Annotated in this window: 20 protein-coding genes and 1 tRNA gene; 6 read left to right on the top strand and 15 right to left on the bottom strand. The window is 63.7% G+C overall.

Annotation, left to right across the window (positions count from 1 at the left end):
- The first annotated feature begins 222 nt into the window (after positions 1 to 222).
- Positions 223 to 1,866 carry an ABC transporter substrate-binding protein gene (locus tag A9K68_RS03710; protein WP_065006480.1) on the top strand — a complete coding sequence of 548 codons (1,644 nt, stop codon included), beginning with the start codon at positions 223 to 225 and terminating at the stop codon, positions 1,864 to 1,866.
- A gap of 155 nt (positions 1,867 to 2,021) precedes the next feature.
- Here A9K68_RS03710 and A9K68_RS03705 read toward each other — a convergent pair whose 3' ends face one another.
- Together A9K68_RS03705 and A9K68_RS03700 are read right to left on the bottom strand one after the other, a co-directional pair.
- Positions 2,022 to 3,509, bottom strand: a complete 1,488-nt coding sequence (locus A9K68_RS03705) for an aspartate aminotransferase family protein (protein ID WP_065006555.1) — start codon at positions 3,507 to 3,509, stop codon at positions 2,022 to 2,024.
- A 30-nt stretch (positions 3,510 to 3,539) separates the two neighbouring features.
- Complete coding sequence (locus A9K68_RS03700; RefSeq protein WP_065006479.1) at positions 3,540 to 4,628, bottom strand: pyridoxal-phosphate dependent enzyme; 1,089 nt, start codon at positions 4,626 to 4,628, stop codon at positions 3,540 to 3,542.
- A 226-nt stretch (positions 4,629 to 4,854) separates the two neighbouring features.
- Here A9K68_RS03700 and A9K68_RS03695 point away from each other — a divergent pair, with 226 nt between their 5' ends.
- Positions 4,855 to 6,915, top strand: a complete 2,061-nt coding sequence (locus A9K68_RS03695; protein WP_065006554.1) for a transcriptional regulator — start codon at positions 4,855 to 4,857, stop codon at positions 6,913 to 6,915.
- 98 nt (positions 6,916 to 7,013) lie between these two features.
- Here the strand turns inward: A9K68_RS03695 and A9K68_RS03690 are convergent, their stop codons facing one another.
- The 10 genes from A9K68_RS03690 to A9K68_RS03645 form a co-directional block, all read right to left on the bottom strand.
- On the bottom strand, positions 7,014 to 7,253 hold the full coding sequence (locus A9K68_RS03690; RefSeq protein ID WP_065006478.1) for a hypothetical protein: 240 nt from the start codon (positions 7,251 to 7,253) through the stop codon (positions 7,014 to 7,016).
- Positions 7,254 to 7,618: 365 nt separating this feature from the next.
- Positions 7,619 to 7,703, bottom strand: a tRNA-Leu gene (locus A9K68_RS03685).
- 67 nt (positions 7,704 to 7,770) lie between these two features.
- A complete protein-coding gene (locus A9K68_RS03680) occupies positions 7,771 to 8,391 on the bottom strand; it encodes a 2,3-bisphosphoglycerate-dependent phosphoglycerate mutase (RefSeq protein WP_065006477.1) in 621 nt (206 codons plus the stop codon).
- Positions 8,392 to 8,423: 32 nt separating this feature from the next.
- Positions 8,424 to 9,266, bottom strand: coding sequence for a 4-hydroxy-tetrahydrodipicolinate reductase (dapB, locus tag A9K68_RS03675; RefSeq protein ID WP_065006476.1), 843 nt, complete (start codon positions 9,264 to 9,266; stop codon positions 8,424 to 8,426).
- On the bottom strand, positions 9,263 to 11,116 hold the full coding sequence (locus A9K68_RS03670) for an ABC transporter ATP-binding protein (RefSeq protein ID WP_065006475.1): 1,854 nt from the start codon (positions 11,114 to 11,116) through the stop codon (positions 9,263 to 9,265). The genes dapB and A9K68_RS03670 overlap by 4 nt, the downstream gene beginning before the upstream one ends.
- A 229-nt stretch (positions 11,117 to 11,345) precedes the next feature.
- Entirely contained in the window at positions 11,346 to 12,365 is a 1,020-nt protein-coding gene (locus A9K68_RS03665; RefSeq protein WP_065006474.1) for a glucokinase, read from the bottom strand.
- 350 nt (positions 12,366 to 12,715) lie between these two features.
- On the bottom strand, positions 12,716 to 13,807 hold the full coding sequence (mepA, locus tag A9K68_RS03660) for a penicillin-insensitive murein endopeptidase (protein ID WP_065006473.1): 1,092 nt from the start codon (positions 13,805 to 13,807) through the stop codon (positions 12,716 to 12,718).
- A gap of 59 nt (positions 13,808 to 13,866) precedes the next feature.
- Positions 13,867 to 14,772 carry an SDR family oxidoreductase gene (locus A9K68_RS03655; protein WP_065006472.1) on the bottom strand — a complete coding sequence of 302 codons (906 nt, stop codon included), beginning with the start codon at positions 14,770 to 14,772 and terminating at the stop codon, positions 13,867 to 13,869.
- Entirely contained in the window at positions 14,769 to 15,929 is a 1,161-nt protein-coding gene (gene queG, locus A9K68_RS03650; protein ID WP_065006471.1) for a tRNA epoxyqueuosine(34) reductase QueG, read from the bottom strand. The genes A9K68_RS03655 and queG overlap by 4 nt, the downstream gene beginning before the upstream one ends.
- Positions 15,910 to 16,602, bottom strand: a complete 693-nt coding sequence (locus tag A9K68_RS03645) for a glutathione S-transferase family protein (RefSeq protein WP_029347960.1) — start codon at positions 16,600 to 16,602, stop codon at positions 15,910 to 15,912. Before A9K68_RS03645 ends, queG begins: the two co-directional genes overlap by 20 nt.
- A gap of 164 nt (positions 16,603 to 16,766) precedes the next feature.
- On the opposite strand from A9K68_RS03645, the gene A9K68_RS03640 reads away from it, so the two are divergent.
- Positions 16,767 to 17,573 (top strand): undecaprenyl-diphosphate phosphatase, encoded by an 807-nt coding sequence (locus A9K68_RS03640; protein WP_065006470.1) that lies wholly within the window; start codon positions 16,767 to 16,769, stop codon positions 17,571 to 17,573.
- A gap of 2 nt (positions 17,574 to 17,575) precedes the next feature.
- Here A9K68_RS03640 and A9K68_RS03635 read toward each other — a convergent pair whose 3' ends face one another.
- Positions 17,576 to 17,953, bottom strand: a complete 378-nt coding sequence (locus A9K68_RS03635; RefSeq protein WP_065006469.1) for a YraN family protein — start codon at positions 17,951 to 17,953, stop codon at positions 17,576 to 17,578.
- The gene (gene rsmI, locus A9K68_RS03630; RefSeq protein WP_065006468.1) at positions 17,946 to 18,875 is read right to left on the bottom strand and encodes a 16S rRNA (cytidine(1402)-2'-O)-methyltransferase; all 930 of its coding nucleotides are present in this window, start codon (positions 18,873 to 18,875) and stop codon (positions 17,946 to 17,948) included. Before rsmI ends, A9K68_RS03635 begins: the two co-directional genes overlap by 8 nt.
- A gap of 171 nt (positions 18,876 to 19,046) precedes the next feature.
- Between rsmI and A9K68_RS03625 the strand changes: the two genes are divergently transcribed.
- Positions 19,047 to 19,244 carry a hypothetical protein gene (locus A9K68_RS03625; RefSeq protein ID WP_065006467.1) on the top strand — a complete coding sequence of 66 codons (198 nt, stop codon included), beginning with the start codon at positions 19,047 to 19,049 and terminating at the stop codon, positions 19,242 to 19,244.
- A 267-nt stretch (positions 19,245 to 19,511) separates the two neighbouring features.
- Here the strand turns inward: A9K68_RS03625 and A9K68_RS03615 are convergent, their stop codons facing one another.
- A complete protein-coding gene (locus tag A9K68_RS03615; protein WP_246811289.1) occupies positions 19,512 to 19,772 on the bottom strand; it encodes a protein tyrosine phosphatase in 261 nt (86 codons plus the stop codon).
- Positions 19,773 to 20,000: 228 nt separating this feature from the next.
- Here A9K68_RS03615 and A9K68_RS03610 point away from each other — a divergent pair, with 228 nt between their 5' ends.
- Together A9K68_RS03610 and A9K68_RS03605 are read left to right on the top strand one after the other, a co-directional pair.
- A complete protein-coding gene (locus A9K68_RS03610) occupies positions 20,001 to 20,906 on the top strand; it encodes an adenylate/guanylate cyclase domain-containing protein (RefSeq protein WP_065006464.1) in 906 nt (301 codons plus the stop codon).
- Positions 20,907 to 21,013: 107 nt separating this feature from the next.
- Complete coding sequence (locus A9K68_RS03605) at positions 21,014 to 22,783, top strand: caspase family protein (RefSeq protein ID WP_065006463.1); 1,770 nt, start codon at positions 21,014 to 21,016, stop codon at positions 22,781 to 22,783.
- The last annotated feature ends 93 nt before the right edge of the window (positions 22,784 to 22,876 follow it).

The following is a 22,876-nucleotide window of genomic DNA, read 5'->3' as shown; positions in this document are numbered from 1 at the left end:
TCATTTCCAATATGAGTCGGATGCCCACTTTTGTCTGACTCAGCTGCCTCATATTGACTCTCTCTGTTCATTGCCCCTGCGGAACAGCGCACAACAACTGCGGAAACCCGAACACTTCTCCACTCAAGCCCACACTATCATTGCCCATGGCCAAAGGCGCGCCGGCCGACCGCATCCGCCCCCGCGAAGCGGCCGGCCGGGCGCCGACAGGGAGGATCGACGATGAAATTCATGTTGACCGACAGAGCGTTGCATCCGCAGGCTGAGCCCGTCGCCGACGGCTTCAGGAAAGGCAGCATGAACCGGCGCGAGTATCTCGCCACCATGGCCGCACTTGGCGTCAGCGCCGCCGGTGCGCTGGCGCTCGGCGGCCTTGCGCCCTCGCCTGCCAGGGCGGCCGAAGAGCCGAGGCGCGGCGGCGTCCTGCGCGTCGCCATGAACGTCAAAGGCTGGAAGGACCCGCGCACTTTCGACGGCGTCGAGATGTCCAACGTCGCCCGCCAGTGCAACGAATATCTGGTGCGCTGGAATCGCGATTTTACCTTCGAGCCGTGGCTGCTCGAGAGCTGGGAGACCAGCGACGACGCGCGTGTGCTCACGCTGCACATCCGCAAGGGCATCTCCTGGTCGAACGGCGACACCTTCAACGCCGACGATGTCGTCCACAATCTCACGCGCTGGTGCGATGCCGGCGTTGCCGGCAATTCGGTCGCCGAGCGCATGGGGGCGCTGGTCGACGCCGCCACCAAGAAACCGGTCGACGGCGGCATCGAGCGTGTCGACGACTTTACAGTCCGGCTCAATTTGCCGAAGCCCGACATTTCGCTGATTGCCGGCATGACCGACTATCCGGCGCTGATCATGCATCGCAGCTACGATGGCGACGGCGATCCGCTGAAGGCGCTGGCGATCACCACCGGACCTTGCGAACTGGTGGCATGGGACGCCGAAGTCGGCGCCGAGGTCCGCCGCAAGGACAAGCCATGGTGGAAAGGCGACTTCTATCTCGACGGCATCCAATGGGTCGACTACGGCTCCGATCCCAATGCGATGTTTTCGGCATTTGAGTCGGGCGAGATCGACACCAACCACGAAACCGCCGCCGATACGGTTTCGCAAACCGACGCCATGGAGCTGAGCAATTCGGAGCTTGCCACCGGCTCGACCATCGTCGCGCGCTTCAACGTCGGCAATCCGCCCTATGACGACATCAGGGTGCGGCGGGCCGCCCAGCTCGCCGTCGACAATGCCGCGATCCTGAAGATCGGCATGGACGACCGCGGCAAGCCGGCCGAGAACCACCATGTCGGCCCGATGCACGCCGAATACGCCGATATCGGCCCGGCCGTCCGCAATGTCGATCAAGCCAAGGCGCTGCTTGCCGAGGCCGGCAAATCCGACCACGAATACGACCTCATCTCCGTCGATGTCGACTGGCAGAAGAACACCGGCGACGCCATCGCCGCGCAGATGCGCGACGCTGGGCTGAAGGTCAAACGCACCGTGCTGCCGGCGGCGACGTTCTGGAACGACTGGAGCAAATATCCTTTCTCCTGCACCGAGTGGCTCGGCCGGCCGCTGGGCGTCCAGGTGCTGGCGCTGGCCTACAGATCCGGCGCCGCGTGGAACGAGACCGCCTACGCCAATCCGGAGTTCGACGCCTTGCTCGACAAGGCGCTGGCCACACCCGACGCGGGCGCCCGCAAGGAGATCATGGCCAAGATTGAACAGAATTTGCGCGACTCCGGCGTCATCATCCAGCCCTACTGGCGCTCGGTCTACCGCACGTTCCGCAAAGGCGTGCACGGCTGCGAGCAGCACCAGTCGCTCGAGCAGCATTTCGAGAAGGTCTGGCTTGACGCGTGATCCTCGTTGCGGGGCACAGGGTAGTCGTTTCAGGTTTGCGCTGCCCCTCACCTGCCGGCAGGCAGGTGAGGGGCAGCGCCGACATCAACAGTCGATCATCCACACGAATTGGGCGCTGGAATTTGTCTGAAGCGATTGCCTTTGTTTGACGGTCCTTAGCCGGCGACGCCAAGCCTTAGTATCTCCTGCCCAAGCCGCACTATTTCCCGCACCAGCAGGTCCAGGTCCTCGCGCCGGGTGCGGTGGTTGTTGATCGCTACCCTGAGGCAATGCTGGCCGTGCACCGTCGTATCCGAAAGGGCGGCGATGCCTTCCTCCTGCAGCCTCAGCATTATTTCGGTGTTGATCGACTTTTGCCGCTCTCCCGTAATCCCGTCGCCACGATAGCGAAAACAGACGATGTTGATGTTCGGTGGCGCGACCAGTTCCAGCAGCGGCTCGGCCTCGATTAGCGTTCCGAGCGTGTGGCCCTGTGCGATGTTCTGGTCGATCAGGCGGCCGAACTTCTCGATGCCGTGCTCCTTCAGCGCCATCCACACTTTCAGCGCGCGAAAGCCACGTGACGTCTGCAGGCCGTAATCATGCAGCCAGTCTCCGGAGGCGAGGCCGCGCGGCGTCGATTCCAGATATTCCGGCGTGACCGCGAAGGTTTTGCGATGCGCTGAAGCATCCCTCACTAGCGCGCAGCCCACCTCGAACGGCGCATGCAGCCATTTGTGCGGATCGAGCGCGACCGAATCGGCCCATTCGATACCGGCGACGCGATGACCATTCTCTGGCGCGACGGCGATCAACGCGCCAATGCAGCCGTCGACATGGAACCAGACGTCTTCCTCATGCGCCAGCTTGGCAAGCGCCTGCAGATTGTCGATCGCTCCGGTGTTCACCGTGCCGGCATTGCCGATGATGCACGCCGGCTTGAACCCGGCCGCACGATCTTCGGTGATCGCCGCCCGCAGGGCCTCGATGTCGATCCGCAATCCGGCATCCGTTGGGATGCGCCGCAGCGCTCGGTTGCCAAGGCCGAGCGCCTCCATCGCCTTGCGGTGGCAGGAGTGAAGCTGGTCCGAGCCATAGAAACGCAGCGGCTTTGCGATGGCGGCAACGCCATGCTCGCGCACGTCGATGCCGGCCTTGGCGTTGCGCGCCACCGTCAGGCCGATGATGTTGGCCATCGAGCCGCCGCTGACCAGCGTGCCGCTGGCCGATTGGGGAAAGCCCATCATCTGCTTGCACCAGTTGACGACCTGGCTGTCCATCAGCGCGGCGGCATGGTTGCCGCCGCCGAGGTTTGAGCCCTGGATCGCCGCCAGGAAATCACCGAGCGCCCCGGTGAAATTGCTCGATCCCATATACCAGGACCAGAAGCGCGGATGGATGTTGCCCATCGGATAGACCATCACCTTGTCGGTGACCTCGCCATAGACTTGGGCGAGCGGCTGAGGCGACCGCGGCAGCGGTGCCGCGAAGAATTCCCTCACCTCCGCCGGCATGTCCTGCCACACCGGGCGTTCCCGGACATCGCGCAGATAGTCGACGGCATCGTCGACGATCCGGTGCGACAGCGCCTGCACATCGGCCCAGTCGACCGGGTCGAGCGTTTCTTCGGCAACCATACCGGCAGTGCCGGCGGCCATCAGCATGGCGTCCATCCGCGTCGCTCCCGATTGCAATCATTCGGCCGGGAACTGGCATCCCGGCGTCGAACGCGACAGCGCGATCTCGTCGGCGTCCATCTCGGCTTCGATGCCGTCGAACAGCGGCGTCGTCATGTAGCGTTCGCCGGTGTCGGGAAGCATGCACAGGATCACCGAGCCGGGTGCGGCTTTCTCCGCGATCTGGCGCGCCACAGCAAAAGTCGCCCCGCCGGAGATGCCGGTGAAAATCCCTTCCTTTTGCGCCAGCGCCTTGGCCCATTTGATGCCCTCGGGCCCCGGAACAGGTATCACCTCGTCATAGAGGCTGGCATTGACCGCCTCCTGCAAGACGTCCGGAATGAAATCCGGCGTCCAGCCCTGGATCGGGTGCGGCTCGAACGCCGGATGGCTGGCGGCCGGCGCGCCGTCGGCGCCGCGCTCCTGCGCCTTGCCGCTGCCGATGAGCTGGGCGTTGGCGGGTTCGGCCAGCACGATCCGGGTTTCGGGACGCTCACGGCGCAGCACGCGCCCGACACCGACGACGGTGCCGCCGGTTCCGTAGCCGGTGACGAAGCAGTCGAGCCGCGATCCGGCGAAGTCGTTGATGATCTCTCGCGCCGTCGTCGCCTCGTGAATGGCGGCATTGCCCTTGGTCTCGAACTGGCGGGCCAGGAACCAGCCATTGGCCTCGGCGAGTTCCACCGCCTTGTTGTACATGCCAAAACCCTTCTGGGCGCGCGGCGTCAGCACCACCTTGGCTCCCAGCATGCGCATCAGCTTGCGGCGCTCGATGGAGAAACTGTCGGCCATCGTCACCACCAGCGGATAGCCTTTTTGCGCACAGACCATCGCCAGCCCGATGCCGGTGTTGCCACTGGTCGCCTCGACGACCGTCTGGCCCGGCTTCAGGGCGCCGCTGCGCTCGCCCTCCTCGATGATGTTGAGCGCCAGCCGGTCCTTCACCGACGCCGCCGGATTGAAGAACTCCGCCTTCACATAGATCGTCACGTGGTCGGGGCCGAGATTGTTGACCCTGATCACCGGCGTATCGCCGACCGTGTCGACAATGCTGTCGAACAGGCGGCCGCGCCCCGCCGTGGTTCTGATTTTCCGTTGCTGCAACATGTCTGCTCTCCTCTTTTTGTTGTCGTCACGAGCCGGTTACAAACCGGCGGCTTGGGCGGCGAGGTTTCGAGACCTTGCCGCGGTAAGGTGCCTGTGTCGGCAATGCGGCCCGGAAAACGGCAATGCCGACGTCCGGCGCGGAAATTCGTTGCCGGATGCACTCTATGGCTTTCGATGGTAGAACAGAGGACAACTGGCCAGCGTGGGAGCAAGCGTGGAAACGCACGTGGAATCCGCTCGATCGAGCCTGGACGGCGCAACGGCCGGGCTGTCCGTGCGGCTGCTCGGACCGCTGACGGTCATCCGCGACGGCGCCACCGTGCAACTGCCGGCATCGCGCAAGTTGCGCGCGCTCTTCGCCTATCTGGCGCTTGCGCCGCATGCCGTCGGCCGCAGCCGTCTGTGCGAGCTGCTGTGGGATGTGCCGAACGATCCGAGGGGAGAGCTTCGCTGGTGCCTCAGTAAGCTCAGGGGCATTCTCGACGAACCGGGTCGCCGCAGGATCGAAACGCCTGGCGACACGATCGAGCTTGATCTGAAAGGCGTTTCCGTCGACGCGATCGACATCGCCTCGGCCGCCGCTGGAGGAATCGAGACGCTCGGTCTTGAGCGGCTGCAGGCCCTGTTCGGGCTGTTCGTCGGCGATTTCCTCGACGGGCTGGAGATCGACCGCAACCCGCATTTCAACGGCTGGCTGATCGCGCAACGCCGCCGCTTCCGCTCGTGGCATGCCGCCATTCTGGAACATCTCGTCAACAAGCTTCCGGCGGATGCCGACGAAATGTCAGCGCATCTGGAAAAGTGGGTGGAACTCGCTCCGTTCGACGGGCGTGCGCATGTGGCTCTTCTGGCAAGGTTGGCGCAGCGCGGCCAGATCGCCGCATGCGAGGAACATCTCGCTTCCGCGGCGAAGCTGTTTGCTTCGGAGAATCTGGATTTTGGACCCGTTCGTGAGGCATGGCAGACGATCCGCAGCGAGCGACCTGCCGCGACGCTCCGGGCGCGACCGGCACTTGTGCCCGCGGCCCCGCAAGCGTCAATTGTGCTGCCCGATTCCGGTGTTGCCGCATCGTGCAAGGCCTCACTCGCGATAATGCCGTTTGTCGAGGAGGCGGCTGTCGGCGACCCTTGCGGCGACCTCTCTCGCGGCGGCCCCTCTCGCGGCGGGTTGGCCGACGGCCTGACCCACGACATCATCACCCGTTTGGCCAAGCTCAGGGATTTCTTCGTCATCGCCCGCGGCTCGGTCTTTGCGCTGTCGGAAAAAAACATCGCGCCAGAAGATGCCGGCCGGCGGCTCAACGTCGATTATGTGACCACCGGCACGGTGCGCAGCCAGGCAGGCCGCGTCGTGGTCAGCGTCGAACTTGTCGAGGTGCGCACGGCCAGGATCGTTTGGGCCGAGACGTTCCAACGCAGGCCCGACGACATCTTTGCCATCCTCGACGATATCGGCAACAGCATCGTCTCGTCGATCTCGGCCGAGATCGAGATGGTCGAGCGCAACCGCGCCATGCTGAAAGCCCCCAACTCGTTGAACGCCTGGGAGGCCTACCATCGCGGCCTCTGGCATATGTATCGCTTCACCCGCACGGAAAACGAACAGGCCCGGCATTTCTTCGACATGGCCCTGAGGCTGGATCCGACCTTCGCCCGTGCCTATGCCGGCCTGTCGTTCACCCATTGGCAAAACGCTTTTCAGCGCTGGGGAGACCGCGACAGGGAAAGCGCGCTCGCGTTCGAGGCGGCCGGCCAAAGTCTTTTGGTCGACGATCACAATCCGGCCGCCCACTGGGCCATGGGCCGGGCTCTGTGGCTGCGCGGCGAGCAGGACGGATCCCTGCTCGAACTGGAACGGGCCGTGGACCTCAGCCCGAACTTCGCGCTCGGCCACTACGCGCTTTCGTTTGTACACTCGCAGTCGGGTGATCCGAACGCCGCGATCAGTTCATCCGATCACTCGCGCCATCTGAGCCCGTTCGATCCGCTGCTGTTCGGCATGCTTGGCGCCAGGGCGATGGCGCATGTCCGCCTCGGCCAGTTCGACGAGGCTGCCGAATGGGCGCTGAAGGCAGCCGCCCGTCCCAACGCCCATGCCATCATCCTGGCGATCGCCGCCCACTGCCTTGCGCTGGCGGGGCGGATCGACGAGGCGCGAAACTTTTCCGCCGCGCTGCGCAAGACGCTACCGAACTACTGCGCCGACGATTTCATCGGCACCTTCCGCTTCGAGCCGGACGCCGAGGCCATGTTCCGGCTAGGTGCCAAGCGCATCGGGCTGGGCTGATCCAACCGGTCAAGGCCGCGATCCTCAGCGGCCGACACCCGAACAAAAGCCCGGCATTCGGCCAAGAAAATCGGCCAGGAAAGCCGCGTTGATCGCAGCTATATGCCGAGCATCGTCTTTGCTTGGTTGAGGGCAGCCTCTGATCCTGCGTGATCGCCGGCGGCGTGCAATTTCTCGCCCTGGGCGCGCAGTTCCTTGACTTTGGTCTTATCGGCCTCGGCTAGCGTCGCGCTCGGCAACGCAGCGTCGATCGCGGCCATAGTGGTCGGGCATGAATTTGCAAAGGCTGTCGCAGGAACGACCGCCAGGAAAACTGCAAGCGAAATTGATCGTAACATGGACATTTCTCCCTCGCCGGAACACGCCACGTCGACGACCGGCGTAGGAATGGTACAGCTAACACTCGAATGTGCCAATCACGATGATGGCGCTTGGTTGAGGCAAGCTGCGGTCGGCCGGACTTTCCTCGGAGCTTCTGAACCAGGCTGATCGCCACAGCCAGGCGGGCGACTGGCAACAGAAGAATGCGAAACGCGCCGGCGCATCGCCATCAGGCAGCCTTCCCGGTCAGCAGGGCCACCGTTTATACGATGATGTCGGACGAAACGAACCCCATTGGACGCCGACGGACAACCAGACAACAAAAAGCCGGGCTTTTTCTGAGGGGTCTCTGAACCATGTCAAACAGTTCGAAACAGCAATTTGGTGCCCAGAAGAGGACTCGAACCTCCACTCCTTGCGGAACACGGACCTGAACCGTGCGCGTCTACCAATTCCGCCATCTGGGCTGGTGCGGGCTCTTTAGGCGGGCAAGGGGTGAGTGTCAACGCGCTTTTTTGAAACCCGCTCGCCGACTCAGTCCTCCAGCACTTCCTTCGAAGCCACCGTGGAATCGGCGTTGAGCTTATAGATGACCGGGACGCCGGTGCCGAGCTCCAGTCTGACGATCTCCTCGCCCGACTTGCCGTCCAGCGCCATGATCAGCGCGCGTAGCGAATTGCCGTGCGCCGCCACCAGCACGGTGCCGCCGCGCAACACATGCGGCTGCAGGTCGTGCAGATAATAGGGCCAGACGCGCGCGCCGGTGTCCTTCAGGCTTTCGCCGCCCGGCGGCGGTACGTCGTAGGAGCGGCGCCAGACATGCACCTGGTCCTCGCCCCATTTCTTGCGCGCGTCGTCCTTGTTGAGGCCGGAGAGGTCGCCATAGTCGCGTTCGTTCAGCGCCTGGTCGCGGATGGTCTCGAGATCGCTCTGGCCGACCGCGTCGAGGATGTGCTGGCAGGTCTTCTGCGCCCTGATCAGCGACGACGTGAAGGCGACGTCGAATTTCATGCCGCGCGCCTTCAGCTTGGCGCCCGCCGCCTTGGCCTCGGCGTGGCCCAGCTCGGTCAGGTCGACGTCGCGCCAGCCGGTGAAAAGGTTCTTCAGGTTCCATTCGCTCTGGCCATGGCGCACGAGCACGAGAGTTCCCGACATTTTTGCTCCTTCAGTTTGTGGATCAGATCGTCTCAGGCGAGTCCGAGCACGTCGCGCATCGAATACAGTCCCGGCTTCCTGCCGCGCGCCCACAGTGCGGCCTTGACCGCGCCGCGGGCGAAGATCGCCCGGTCCTCGGCGTGATGGGCAAGCGTGATGCGCTCGCCGGTGCCGGCCAGCACGACACTGTGGTCGCCGACCACGGAACCGCCGCGCAGCGTGGCGAAGCCGATCGAGCCGGTCCTGCGCACGCCGGTATGGCCATCGCGCACGCGCGTATCGTTGCCCGCAAGCGTGATGCCGCGCCCGGCGGCGGCGGCTTCACCGAGCAGCAGGGCCGTGCCCGACGGCGCGTCGACCTTGTGCCGGTGATGCATTTCCAGGATCTCGATATCGAAATCGTCGGCACCGAGGGCGCGCGCCGCCTGCTCCACCAGCACCGCCAGTAGATTGACGCCGAGGCTCATATTACCTGACTTGACCACCGTCGCGTGGCGCGCCGCCGCGGCGATCCTGGCATTGTCGTCCGCCGAGCAGCCGGTGGTGCCAATGACATGGGCGATGCGCGCCTGCGCCGCATAGCCGGCGAATTCGACCGTCGCTGCCGGGCTGGTGAAATCGAGCACGCCGTCGGCCCTGGCGAAGGCCGGCAGCGGATCGTCGCCGATCGTCACGCCGATATTGCCGATGCCGGCAAGCTCGCCGGCATCCTTGCCGAGATGCGGCGAGCCGGCCCGCTCGATCGCGCCGGCGACGCGGGCGCCCGGGATGGCGTGGATGGCGCGGATCAGCGCCTGGCCCATCCGGCCGGCGGCGCCGACCACCACCAGGCCCATTTCATTGACGGGGGGGTCGTTTGTGGCCGTACCGCTCATAAATTTCTCCCAACCGCTTTCTTCGCGCGCCGCAGCCGAGTTTGGATTGGCTTGCCATTATCGACAAGCCCCAGCCCCTTGTTGCCCTGGATCCGGTGGAAACGGGCATATACGCTGTGCGGGTCGGCCATCAGCGAGGCATGCGTGCCTTGTTCGACCAGCCGGCCCTGTTCCAGCACGATGATGTGGTCGGCATTGACCACGGTCGACAGCCGGTGCGCGATGACGACGGTGGTGCGCCCTTGCATAACCCGGGTCAGCGCCTGCTGGACGCGCGCTTCGGCCTCGTTATCGAGCGCCGAGGTCGCCTCGTCGAGCAGCAGGATCGGCGCCTGCCGCACGATGGCGCGGGCGATCGACAGGCGCTGGCGCTGGCCGCCCGACAGCGTCAGGCCGCCTTCACCGACAGGGGTGTCATAGCCTAGCGGCTGCTGGCGGATGAAGCCGTCGGCCTCGGCCTGTTGTGCGGCCAACTCGATCTCGGCGTCGCTGGCGCTCAGCCGCCCGTAGCGGATATTGTCACGAATGCTGCCTTCGAACAGATAGGGCTGCTGCGAGACATAGGCGATCGAGCGGCGCAGCGACTGCTTGGTCACCTCTAAAATGTCCTGGCCGTCGACCTCGATGCTGCCCGCCTCGACATCGTGGAAACGCTGCAGAAGCGCCACCAGCGTCGACTTGCCGGCGCCCGAGGCGCCGACGATGGCGGTCATCTTGCCGGCGGCGGCGACGAAGCTGAGATCCTGCAGCACCCGAGCGCCGGCGACATAGCCGAACGACACGTTGTTGAAGCGCACCTCGCCCCTGGGGATCTTCGCTTCGGCCGCTCCGGGCGCGTCGCCCTGCTGCGGCTCGAGGTCGAGCAGCTCGTAGATCATGCGGGCATTGACCAGCGCCCGTTCCATGCCGACCTGCATGCGCGCCAGCCGCCGGGCCGGATCGTAAGCGAGCAGCAATGCGGTGATGAAGGCAAAGACCGCGCCAGGCGGCTGGCCGCCGACGGCTGCCCGGTAGCCGGAATAGGCGATGACGCCGGCGACGGCGAAGCCGGCCAGCATTTCGGAGATCGGCGTCAATCGTTCCGAGACGCGGGCGATGCGGTTTGCCCGCTGCTCGGCACCGTCGACAAGGCCGCTGATGCGGCGCGACAGCTCGTCCTCCAGCGTAAAGGCCTTGACGATGGCGATGCCTTGCGTCGCTTCCTGCATGGCGCCGATCAGCCGCGCGTTTATCTGCACGGCTTCGCGCGTGGCGCGCCTTATTCTGCGGGTCAGGTAGACGACGGTGTAGATCAGCGGCGGCCCGATCAGCAGCGACATCAGGGACAGCATCGGATCCTGCCAGATCATGACCCCGATCAGCGCGACCAGCGATACGGCGTCGCGCGCCACGGATGTCAGCGTCATCGACAGCAGGTCGCGGATGCCGTTGACGTTCTCGTTGATCTGGGCGGCCAGCCGCCCCGAGCGCGTGTCGTTGAAGAAACCGATGTCAAGCTTCATCAGATGAGCGAAGATGCGGCGCTGGTAGCGCGCCACCAGATTGTTGCCGATTCTGGCCAGTGTCACGGCCTGGCCGTAGGTGGCCAGCCCGCGCAGCATGAAGGCGCCCAGGATCGACACGCAGATCAGCGCGATGAGATCGCCGCGCTGTTCGTAGAAGATCTGGTCGACGACATCCTTCATGATCCAGGCAGTGAAGGCGGTCGTGGCGGCAACCGTCACCAGGCACAGAACGGCCAGAACATAGTACCAGCGATAGTCGCGGCTGTTCTCGGCGATGATGCGGCGGATCACCGCCACGATCTCGACGGGCCGGGCTTTGGCTTGGTGGTTTGGCGACTGGTTCAAGTCGGGATCGTTCCGTGATGTCGGTTCGGCTCCGCGGCCGGGCTAAAGCGCGTCGCGTTCGGCCGGCCTCATGCGACGCGCTTTAGGTTGTTGTTTTATGCATGTCGAGATCGCAAAACCGCTACACACTTTTGCGCGACATGCATTATTCGGCAATCCTCTTAGCGCCCTAGTGGCGGCTTGCCTATGGCAGAGGCCGGCAAAACTTCGCCGCGGCTTCGGTCGTCATCTAAGCCCGCCAGCGACGCCCTGCCGTCTGGACGCCGAACAGGGACGGGTTCCTGGCATAGGCGGCAAGGCCGGAAAGCGCTGCCAGCGGATGGGTGATCACATAGACGGGCATGGTGCGCATCAGCTCGCTGTGCGGCGCCTTGTCTTCGAAGGCGGCGCGGAAATTGCCGGTTTTCAGCGCCGGCAGGATTTTCTGCGCAATGCCGCCGGTCAGGAAGACGCCGCCGCGGCTCATGAACACCAGCGCAAGGTCGCCGGCGGTGCGTCCGAGGCAGGTGACGAACATCGCCAGCGCTTCCTCGGCCACTGGATCTGACTTCGCCAATGCCGCAGCCGTGACCTCGGCCGGCGTGGTGAAGGGGGCCGGCTTGCCGTCCGCCTTGGCGACCGCCCGATAGGCATTGACCAGGCCGCGGCCGGACAGGATCTGTTCCCCGGAGATGCGGCCGTCGAGTTTCTCGATATGCACAAAGACCTCGAAATCGCGCGGCGAGCGCGGCCCGATATCCATGTGTCCCCCCTCCCCGGGCACCGGTATCCAGTGGTTCAGCGCGTGGACCAGGCCGGCGACGCCAAGCCCGGTTCCGGGACCGAGCACAACCCGTCCGACATTGGGCTCCGGCGCATCGCCGCCGATCTTCTCCATATGCTCTTCGCCGAGCGCCACCACGGCCAGCGCCTGCGCCTCGAAATCATTGAGCACCACGACGTCGCTGAGGCCGAGGCTGGCAAACATCTTTCTCGGCTTGACGATCCACGGGCAGTTGGTGAGCGGGATCTCGTCGCTGTCGACCGGGCCGGCCACTGCCAGTACAGCGGAGTTGGGCCGGACCGACGAGCGGTCGAGAACCGCCGCCTGGATCGCCTCGTCGATCGTGTTGAAATTGGCGGTCTGGACGATCTGTGGTTCGGTTGGTTCCGAGTTCGCGTCGAGCACCATCGAAAAGCGCGCGTTGGTGCCGCCAATGTCGCCGATCAGGACCGGAAACTGCAGCGCTGTGTCGTCGTCGCCTGGCATGCTCTCGTCCGTCCCGGTTCAAGTGGCGTTCCGCCGTTCTTTCGTTGACTAGCGCATGACCCGGGAAAGGGAAATCGGTTTTCGAAATGAGGCGGCCAGGATTCGGAGCAGGATGGGGTCGGATGCGGCCTCAGGTCAGGCCGAACCGGGTACGAAGGCATGCCTGCGGGCAACCCGGATCGCTGCACTCCTCGACCACTGTATCGGCATGGATCCTAGGGCGGAGCAGGAGCGAAGCGACGTCGCGGAGACCCTAGTATCCATGCCGAGATCTTCGAGCGCTGCTGCGTTGAACGCCTTCGCAGAGCAGGATTCCAGACGATCGATCAAGCGCCTTTCCCTAATATCGGTCAGTTCCCCGGCCGCGGCCGCGGCAGCGGAATGCCGATCTCGGGCGTTGCCGCGAAGGCGCTGACCGAGGCCGGGAGCGCTGCCGCGCCGCTTGCGGATGCCCGCGCCGGCGACGGAGCCTTTGTGAGAACGGGTGCAGCCGCGACCGGCACGCCGTCGCCATAATAGGTGACCGCCTCCGCCGAAGCCGGATCTGGCCCGTCGAGCACCGCCTGACATGCTGCGGGCAGGCTCGCCATGGTCATCACGTCGCGCGCTTTCGGTCTATCCGGGTTCTTGTTGGGACGCCACGGTTCCTCGGTGAACCACCATGCCAGCGACTGGTCGCAGCCGTCGCCGGGCGCCGTGTTTTCCTGCGCTTTGCAATTGGGCGAGCCGGGCTGGCAGCCGATGCGAATGTGGAAGTGATAGTCGTGGCCCCAGAACGGCCTGACCTTGCGCAGCCATGCGCGGTCGCTTTTCACGGTGTCGCAGAGCTTCTTCTTGATGCCCGGATTGACCAGGATGCGCTCGACTTCCACATAGCTTGCCGCGCGCTTCAGGAGCCGCATATGCGCCGGAACCCAGAGCGCATCTTTCACCAGATGGGTCTTTTCGTCGACAAGCAAGGTGGCGCTCATGTTCTCGCGCTGCTCGATCGAAAGCTTGCGGTCGGGCATTGGCGTCAGCCAGATGTCGGCGTCGAGGCCGATCTGGTGCGAGGCGTGGCCGGTCAGCATCGGGCCGCCGCGCGGCTGTGAAATGTCGCCGACCAGCAGGCCGGGCCAGCCGTCGGCCGCGGCGTCGCGCGACAGTTTCTCGATCAGCGCGATCATTGTCGGATGGCCCCAGCGGCGGTTGCGCGAAGGCCGCATAACCTCCCATTTCGGGCCGTCCAGGGGAATGGCGACGCCGCCGGCAAAGCAGCCCTTGGAATAGAAGCCGATCGACTGCGGCGCAGCCACGGCCGGCAGTTTTTTGGCGCCGAACAGGTTTTTTGCCAGTTCCTCGGCCGCTGCGGGTCGCGCTGCAAGCCCCGTCAGGGCGAGAACGGCGAGCGCTGCGGTCAGCAGCAGCGTTCTACCGGGCAATAATCGGCTCAACGTTTTCATGAAGCAGAACCCCTCTGCGAATTAAGTCGAATCATATCACGGCCGGCGCGCGGTTTCGATCACGACCGCTTCATCGGGCTACGCGCCTCGCCGTCGCGCCAGTTGCCGTCAGTCCACATATGGTCGAAGGCCGTCCGGTAGTCGGGAAAGCGGAAGCGATAGCCGGTCGCCTTGATCGCTGTGTTGGCGACACGCTTGTTCTCGCCATAGAAGGACCGCGCCATAGGCGAAAGCTGGGCGGTCTCGAACGGAATTTCGGGCGGCGGTGTGACACCCATCAGCCCCGCGGCATAGGCGACGACGTCCTGCGGCGGCGCCGGCAGGTCGTCGGTGACGTTGAAGATGCCGCCGCGATTGCCTTCGGCGAGATGCCAGAGCGCGCCGGCAATATCGTCGCAATGGATGCGATTGAACACTTGGCCCGGCTTGACCAGCCGCCGCGCGCTGCCGTTTTCCAGATTGACCAGGGCATTGCGGCCCGGCCCGTAAATGCCGGAAAGCCGCAGGATCGCCGCCGGCCGGCCGATGTCCTGACCCAGTTTCAGCCAGTCCCGCTCGGCGGCGACACGCAGCATCGAGCGCTTCGACAGCGGCCGGCACTCGGCGGTCTCGTCCACCCAGCCGCCGCCATGGTCGCCGTAGACGCCGACGGTGGAGAGATAGGCGATCCATTCGAGCGCCGGCATCTCTGTCGCGATTGTCCCGCGCGCCGCATTCAGCACCGGGTCGCCGGCCTCTTCCGGCGCCACCGAGACGACGAGATGGGTTGTTTTCTTCAGCGCGTCGCCGATTTCGGGTGTCAGCGCGCCATCGAAAAGCAGCGGCTGGATTCCGGCTTGCCGCAGCGCTTCGAATTTATCCGCTGCGCGTGTGGTCCCAAGGATTGTGCCGGCATCCTTGTTGGCTCGGGCAAATGCCTTGCCTGAATAGCCGGCGCCGAAAATAAAGATCAGCTTCTCGCTCATGCATGCGCCTCGATTTGATTTGCCAGCGCCAGGCGCCATTCGCGTTGCACGGCCTCGTCGCTTTCTGCTTTCATTGCAGCGGTGGCATGTTTGGCAAATTCGGTCTCGGGCACAAGCCGTGACAGCGCCCATACCGCCGCGCCGCGCACCAGCGGCGAGGCATCGCCGAGCAGTGCACGCACCGCGTTGCCGAGCGAGGGTTCGCCGGAATTGCCGGCAGCGATCAGCACATTGCGGACAAAGCGGTCGCGACCGATGCGCTTGATTGGCGAACCGCTAAAGAACGACCGGAAGGCAGCGTCGTCGAGCTCCAAGAGATCGGCGAGCGGCGGTTCGCGCAAATTCGCGCGGGCGACAAGCTTCGCCTCCGAGGCAACCTGGGCAAACTTGTTCCAAGGGCAGGCGGCCAGGCAGTCGTCGCAGCCATAGATGCGGTTGCCGATGTTTTCCCGGAACTCATGCGGGATCGGGCCTTTGTTCTCGATGGTGAGATAGGAGATGCAGCGTCGCGCATCGAGCCGGTAGGGAGCCGGAAAGGCGTCGGTCGGGCAGACGTCGAGACAGGCGCGGCAGGAGCCGCAATGGTCGTCCTCGGGCGTATCGGGCGCAAGCTCGGCCGTTGTGAAGATGGTGCCGAGGAACAGCCAGGAGCCGTGCTCGCGGCTGACCAGATTGGTGTGCTTGCCTTGCCAGCCGAGGCCGGCGGCTTCAGCCAGCGGCTTTTCCATCACCGGGGCGGTGTCGACGAACACTTTAACGTCGCCGCCGGCGCGCGCAACGATCTTGCCGGCGATCTCCTTCAGCCGGCCTTTCATGACGTCATGATAGTCGCGGTTCTGCGCATAGGCCGAGATCGCGCCACGGTCGCGCTTTGCAAGGATCTCGCGCGGGTCGTGGTCGGGGCCGTAGTTCATGGCCAGCACGATGATCGAGCGAACCTCAGGCCAAAGTGCTGTCGGCTCGCCGCGGCGCTCGAGCGTCTCGGCGATCCAGCCCATTGAGCCTTGAAAGCCGTCGGCGACGAACTCGGCCAGCCGGGCCGGCGCCAGCGGGATGGCATTTGGCGTGGTGACGGCAACAGCATCGAAACCGGCGCGCCGTGCCTCGCGGTCGATCAGCGCGCGCAGGTTTTGCGCTCTAGAAATCGAGGTCCGCATAATGTGACACCGGCGACAGGCCGCGCACCCGGTCGGACAAAAGCGGCCGGAACGATGGCCGTGATTTCACCCGTGCGTACCATTCGCGCGCGGCAGCGTGTTCGCGCCAGTCGATCTCGCCGAGATAGTCGAGCACGGACAGCGCAGCCGCAGCGGCGAGGTCGGCATAGGTGACCTTGTTGCCGGCCAGCCAATGGCGGGTGCCGGCCAGCCAGTTGGTGTATTTCATGTGCTGGCGGATATTGGCGCGCGCGGCGCGGATCGCCGCCGAATCGGGCGAACCGCCGCCCGCCGTTTCCGGCATGACCGGCTTCAGCACGCGCTCGCGCACCAGATGCCGGGTAACCTCGCCCTCGGCCTTGTTCAGATACCAGTCGGTCAGCCGGCGGATTTCCGCACGCTCCATCGGGTCTTCGGCGAACAGCCGCTTGTCGCGCTTCAAGACGCCGCGCGTCTCGTCGAGATATTCCGCGATGACGACCGCGCCGACAATCGGCACGTCGCCCTCGGCAAGCAGGATCGGCAGCGTGCCGGCCGGGTTCAGCGCCAGGAATTCCTTGCGCCGCATCCACGGCTTTTCCTCGATCAGCGCCAGCTCCTCGCCATACTCGCCGAAAGCGAGGCGAACGAAGCGGCAGGTGGCGAACATCGGGTGGTGGAAAAGCGTCAGCATGGTCCCGCGATAATAGAGCGCACTGGCAAAGCGCCGGCTGCGCCGGTAAGTCTTGGCCGCCCCGAATTCAGGTGGCCGTCAGGGTGCTGCGACCTATAGGAGGAGTTCCGCGCCATGACAAGCAAGCCCTTCTTCAAAGCCCTCACTCGAACGCCGAGGTTTCCATGGAAAGCCAGACCATCGTCGAAGCGCTGCTGCTCGGCATGATCGAGGGCATGACCGAGTTCATTCCGGTCTCGTCGACTGGCCATATCCTGCTTGCCGGCCATTTTCTCGGCTTCCATTCGACCGGCAAGGCATTCGAGATCCTGATCCAGCTCGGCGCCATACTGGCTATCCTCAGCGTCTATTTCCATCGTCTATGGCAGATGCTGGTCGATCTGCCGCGTGATCGGGTGACGCGGCATTTCGTCCTCGGCATCCTCGTCGCCTTCCTGCCGGCCGCCGTCATCGGCGCCCTGGCGCATGGCTTCATCAAGACGGTACTGTTTGAATCGCCGAGGCTGATCTGCATCATGCTGATCATCGGCGGCGTGGTCCTGCTGTGGGTGGATCGCTTCAAGCCGAAGCCGCTCTACCATGACGTCGAGCGGTTTCCGCTCAGGCTCTATCTGCAGATCGGACTGTTCCAGTGCCTTTCGCTGATCCCCGGCACGTCGCGCTCCGGCTCGACGATCGTCGGCGCGCTGCTTCTGGGCGTCGACAAACGCGCGGCTGCAGAATTCTCCTTCTTCCTCGCCATGCCGACAATGGTCGGCGCCTTCGCCTTCGACCTCTTCAAGAACCGCAACGTGCTGACCAGCGCAGATCTGCCGGTCATCGCCGCCGGTTTCATCGCCGCCTTCGTCGCGGCGCTTATCGTCGTGCGCTTCCTGCTCAACTACGTCTCGCGCCACGGCTATTCGCTGTTCGGCTGGTGGCGGCTGGTCATCGGCACCGTCGGGCTGGCGGCGCTGTTCGTCTGGGGGTAGGTCTAGTTTCGCCCGTAGAAAACATTCTCGACATGCACCGGCCAGCGCCACGGCAGCACCGCGACCATGTCGAAACGCACCGACAATCGTCCATAGTCGGACTGGCGCGACAGCCAGAGATCGGCGGCGCTTTCGATGCGGCGCTCCGATTCGTAGCGAACAGCCTCCATGGCTTCCATCAGTGTGCGGCGCGCCTTCACCTCGACGATCAGCACCAGGTCGCCGCGGCGCGCGATCAGGTCAATCTCGCCGAACCGCGTGCGGTGGCGGCGCGCCAGGATCCGATAGCCTTTCACCATCAATGCCGCAGCCGCCAGCCACTCGCTGCGGTGGCCGTGCCGATAGGCTCGTTGGCGGCTGGCGACCGGGCGTTCAGCCATCGCCGTCTTTCCCGGTGTCGCCGTCCTTCCCGGTATCCCTGAGTTCAAGCAATCGCCGGTAAAGCGCCTGCTTCTGGCCGCCGGTCATCTTGGCGGCTTCCGCCGCCGCCTTGGAGGCCGGCATCTCGGCGGCAAGCGAAAGCAGCAGCCGGTCGATGTCTTCAGGCTCGTCGGCCGTGGCTTCCGACGGGCCGACGCAGATGACGATCTCGCCCCTCGGCGTGTCGGCGGCCGCGTAATGATCGGCGAGCGACTGTAAGGTGCCGGTCCGCACCTCCTCGAAGGTCTTGGTCAACTCGCGGCCGATCGCAGCTTTGCGGGCGCCGCCCAGCGCCTCGACCATGGCACTGAGCGTGTCAGCCAGCCGACGCGGCGATTCGAAGAAGATCAGCGTCGCCGGCACGGCTTTCAGCGCTTCCAGCCGCGCCAGCCGCTGTCCGGTCTTCACTGGCGGGAAGCCGGCAAACAGGAAGGCATCGGAGGGCAGGCCGGACGCCGTCAGGCCCGCAAGCGCCGCTGAGGGGCCGGGGATCGGCACGACGCGAATGCCCTGGTCGAGCGCCTCGCCGACCAGCCGGTAGCCGGGATCGGAGATCAGCGGCGTGCCGGCGTCCGAGATCAGCGCCACGCTCTGCCCGGCCAGCAAGGCTGCGATCAGCTTCGGCCCGGCCTCGCCGGCATTGTGCTCGTGATAGGCTGACGTGCGGCGGCGGATGCCGTAGCGGTCGAGCAGCACACGGCTGACCCGCGTGTCCTCGCAGGCGACGATATCGGCGGCGGCGAGCGTCTCAAGCGCGCGTAATGTGATGTCCGCGAGATTGCCGATCGGCGTCGCAACCAGGTAGAGCGCCGGCTCGAGCGGCCGGACCGATATCTCGGTCTGGCCGATCACGTAGCTGCGTTTTGCCAACTCGCCGGTCACCGGTGTCCCCCATCAGAGCGTCCTCTGACACTGAATGCATTCGGCCCTGTTTCGCACGGCTCACGCCTGGTTGCAAAACCGGTGCCGAAGTGAAGCGGTCGCCATGCCTTCGCCACAGTACGGAACGAAACCGTGCCCGGCGGATTAATGCCTGATCTCGGGAGGAGCAGGATGGACAGCCTTAAGATACAGGACGTTTTCGAACCCTACTATGCAGGGCGCAAGCGCTTTGCAGCGCAAAAGGACAAGAGCCAGCCTGCCAAAGCCGGCACCGGCTTGGCCAAAAAGCCGCGAAAGCGTCGTCCTTTAAAGGCAACCAAGCTGAAAATCGAGCCTTCGACCGGCACCGGCAGCACGATGGAGCACTGACCAGACGATGCCCAATCGCTTCGACATTTTCATCACCCGCCTTGAAACGAAAAGCTCCCGCAACGGAGCGCCCCCACACCCGATGAGCGATCAACACCGCGCACGCCGCGACAAGGCCGATGCCAAGCCGGCTCGCTCCGGTGAGGCGGACGCCGAGAAAGACCACGCCAAGCGCCGCCACAAGCATGACGCCTGACTACCGCAACCTGCGCGATTGACCGAGACACTTCTCTCTAAAGCGTGGGGGGAAACGCTCGGTCACATCATTCAACCCAGATGCTTCGAGACGCGCGCTTCCATCAGACGCACCAGACCTGGGTCCATGAACTCATAGTCGTCCGCAATGTCGAGGCAGATCACGCGAGCCTTCTTCAGGCTGGCCTTGAATTTCTTCTGCAGTTTGGCGCGGTGCGCCTTTTCCATCACGAAGATGTCGGCCCACGAGACGAGGTCGTGCGTCAACGGGTTGTCGGCATCGTGGTTGGTGCTGGCATATGCGACCTCGATATCCCTGCGGCCAGAAAACACCTGCTCCGCGGTCGGGCTTCGCAAGCGATTCTGGCTGCAGGCGAAGAGGACGTTATTTTAAACACGGACGGAGGTTCAAACTTTGTTCGTCTGAAAGGCTCGGCGCTCCCCATGTAACTCGGGCCGCAATTCCGCTCGCTGAGCCTTTTGTATGATGGACCGCCAGCCTCTGTTCGTAACGTGCTAATATTGCACCTGCGTGCGCGCTTGAGCGTACGGGAGAGGATCATGTCGGCAACTTTAACCGCACTGAGCAACAGCGAGGCCTATAGACTGGGAGATTTCAACCTGATTGGTCGTGGCGAACATGCCACCATACGCCTGGCCGACGGGGAAGTTTCGCGCCAGCATGCAACGATCCGGCGCGACGGCGCGAACTACTGGGTTGTTGACGTCGGCAGTGCCAATGGCAGTTATGTGAATGACGTGGCGCTCACAACCGCGCGTGTGCTGCACAGCGGCGATCGCGTCCAGTTCGGCAGATCGATTTTTCTTTTCGAACAGGGCACGACTGCCCCCGATCTGGATTCGCAAGCGGCGAACACAAAAACTCAATGGGGCAACCCGGCAGCCCCCAAGAGCCGGCCGGCCACCCTGTTCGTCGCTGATTTGAAGGGGTTTACCGGAATCAGCGCAAGGCTGTCCCCGGAACAGGTGGCGGCCCTCCTGGCCGAGTGGTATATGGACTGCAATATGATTTTGAAGCACTACGGTGCCTCAATCGACAAATTCATTGGTGATTGTGTATTTGCTTACTGGCACGGGACGGCAGCGGATGTCTGTGTCTCTGCGGTTCAGGCTGCCCAGGCGCTCCGCGCTGCGGAAGACGCGGCTACGTCGCCAACCCGAGTACTGGTCAGGGAACAACAAGACATCGTACTCGACTGCCGCATTGGCCTTCATGTGGGTGAAGTTGCTATCGGCGCTTTGGGCAAAGGCATCAACACCGCGCTGGGCGATGCGGTCAATTTGGCCTTTCGTATTGAGGGATTGACGCGAAAACTGGACAAGCCGCTGTTGGTCAGCGCCCAGTTCGTCGAGCAGTGGCCCGAAGGTAGACAATATTTCAAGTCCTGCGGCTATCATGAGGTCAAAGGGCGCGCCGAGTTGATCGAGGTATTCAGCCTAATATAGGCGCGCCAGCAGTTGGATTTTCGAAACGCAGCTCACACGCCTAACACCTTCCCATGTTGACACCAATGCTTTTCCTGCTCAGGCTTTGCTAGGGCAGAGAGGCAGCCATGGGGCTCAGAAATCTTCAGACATTTCTATTTTTTCTGCTTCTGATGGTGCTGGGCCTTTCAGCGCCGCTAAGCGCTGCGGAAGGTAAGCGCCTTGCGTTGGTAGTCGGGAATTCTGCCTACACGGCGACAACGCCGTTGGCGAACGCCGCCGCCGACGCCCGTGCCTTTACAGCGTTCCTGAAGGAAAACGGCTTCGAGGTAGACAGTCTGATCAATGTCGACCGGGCCGGTTTCGCGAGAGGACTCTCTAATTTTTCAAAGAAGATCGGGCCAGCCGACACCGCCTTGTTCTACTTCGCTGGCCACGGGATGCAGCTGAAAGGCGAAAATTTTCTGCTCGGGCTCGATGCCGAGCTGCTGTCGGAGTTTGATGTCGACGCCGAAGCCATCGCGCTGAATTCCATTATAAGCATTATGGAGCGGAAAGCCTCGCTCTCGCTTCTTTTCGTCGATGCCTGTCGCAATAATCCGATCGCCGACCGGCTGAATGCAAGCGTCGAAGGCGTCACCCGCGGCGCTGCGTTGAAGGGGCTGGCGCCGGTGAGTTCCACCGGCTCGGGAACGATGATCGCCTTCTCCGCTTCGCCTGGCCAGGTCGCCTACGATGGAGTCGGTGAGAACTCGCCTTTCACGACGGCCTTAGTTGAACATCTGGCCAGCCCTTCGCTAGAGGTAGGTACGGCTTTCAAGCGTGTGATCCGCGATGTCCGGATAAAGACGAACAACGTCCAATCGCCGCAGATTGTCTCGAACATTGCCGCTGAATTTTACTTCAACGCCAGCGCGCCGGCGACCGCTGTCCCCGCATCCGATTTTCTCGCCCGGATAGATTTCGAAAAAGCCGAGCGCATTGCCACTGCACGCGGCTGGCAGCTTTACTTGGCCAAGCACCAATCCGGCTCTTTCTCCGACAGCGCGCGCGCTGCGCTGCGCCTGCTCGAAGGTGGCGGCGATGGCCTCGTGTCGCCGCAGGAAGCTGAAAGCCGTATGAGGCTGACGCAGTCTCAACGCAAGGAAATCCAGCTGACGCTTTCCGACCTCGGATATGACATAGGCGCGGTGGACGGGAATTTCGGTCAAAAGACTCGCAGGGCGATCTCTCGATACCAGAAGGCGCTGGGGCTCACCGAGACCGGATATATCAATAGCGTCGTCGCCAACAGGCTGGAACTGGTTGGCGTCACGAGCACGAATTCCGTCGTATCTGCCGACGAGGCGCGGCTCTTCGAACCCGAGGATTTGAAAGGGCTCGAAACCGATGAGCGCATTATTCGCGCCGCGCAATGCCTCAGGGGCAAAGAAATCATCTACGGCGAGTTTGGGAGCCGCCTCTATGTGGCGGTTTACGATCGCCACTCGTCTTGGCAGACCGCCAAATCTGCTGCCCAGCGGTGTAAAGCGCATCTGGCGTCGATCTCGTCAAAGGCGGAGAACGACTTTGTTTACGGACTGTTCGAGGCTGATGACCGGATGTTCGAAACTGGCTTCGACGGAAATGTGTCCTACAAGATGGGTCCGTGGATCGGCCTTGAGCAGGATCCGGGGGGACGCGAGCCTCGTGGCGGCTGGCGATGGCTGACCGGCGAGGCAATGACTTACAACAATTGGCTTCCCAACCACCCCAACGAGCACAAGCAGGGTGATGATTTTGCGATGTTTTATGCTCATCTGGACGGCAACCGCGACACGGCCGACCTCAAGGCGAGCACGTGGGACGATATGGGTCCGCAAAACAGCTCGCACGGCTACATTATTGAGTTTCGATAGGACGAGGTGGAAGATGGGAGCGCCAGCATACCTCTCTGCTGCCGCTTACCGGTTCTCACCGGCTTCAACACGGCTCGTGGCCGCTCAGCGACG

Origin of the sequence: Mesorhizobium sp. AA22, assembly GCF_001672375.2 — a bacterium.
Lineage (GTDB): Bacteria > Pseudomonadota > Alphaproteobacteria > Rhizobiales > Rhizobiaceae > Mesorhizobium > Mesorhizobium wenxiniae.
The sequence above is the reverse complement of the archived record's forward strand: the minus strand, read 5'-3'. Positions and strand labels throughout refer to the sequence as shown.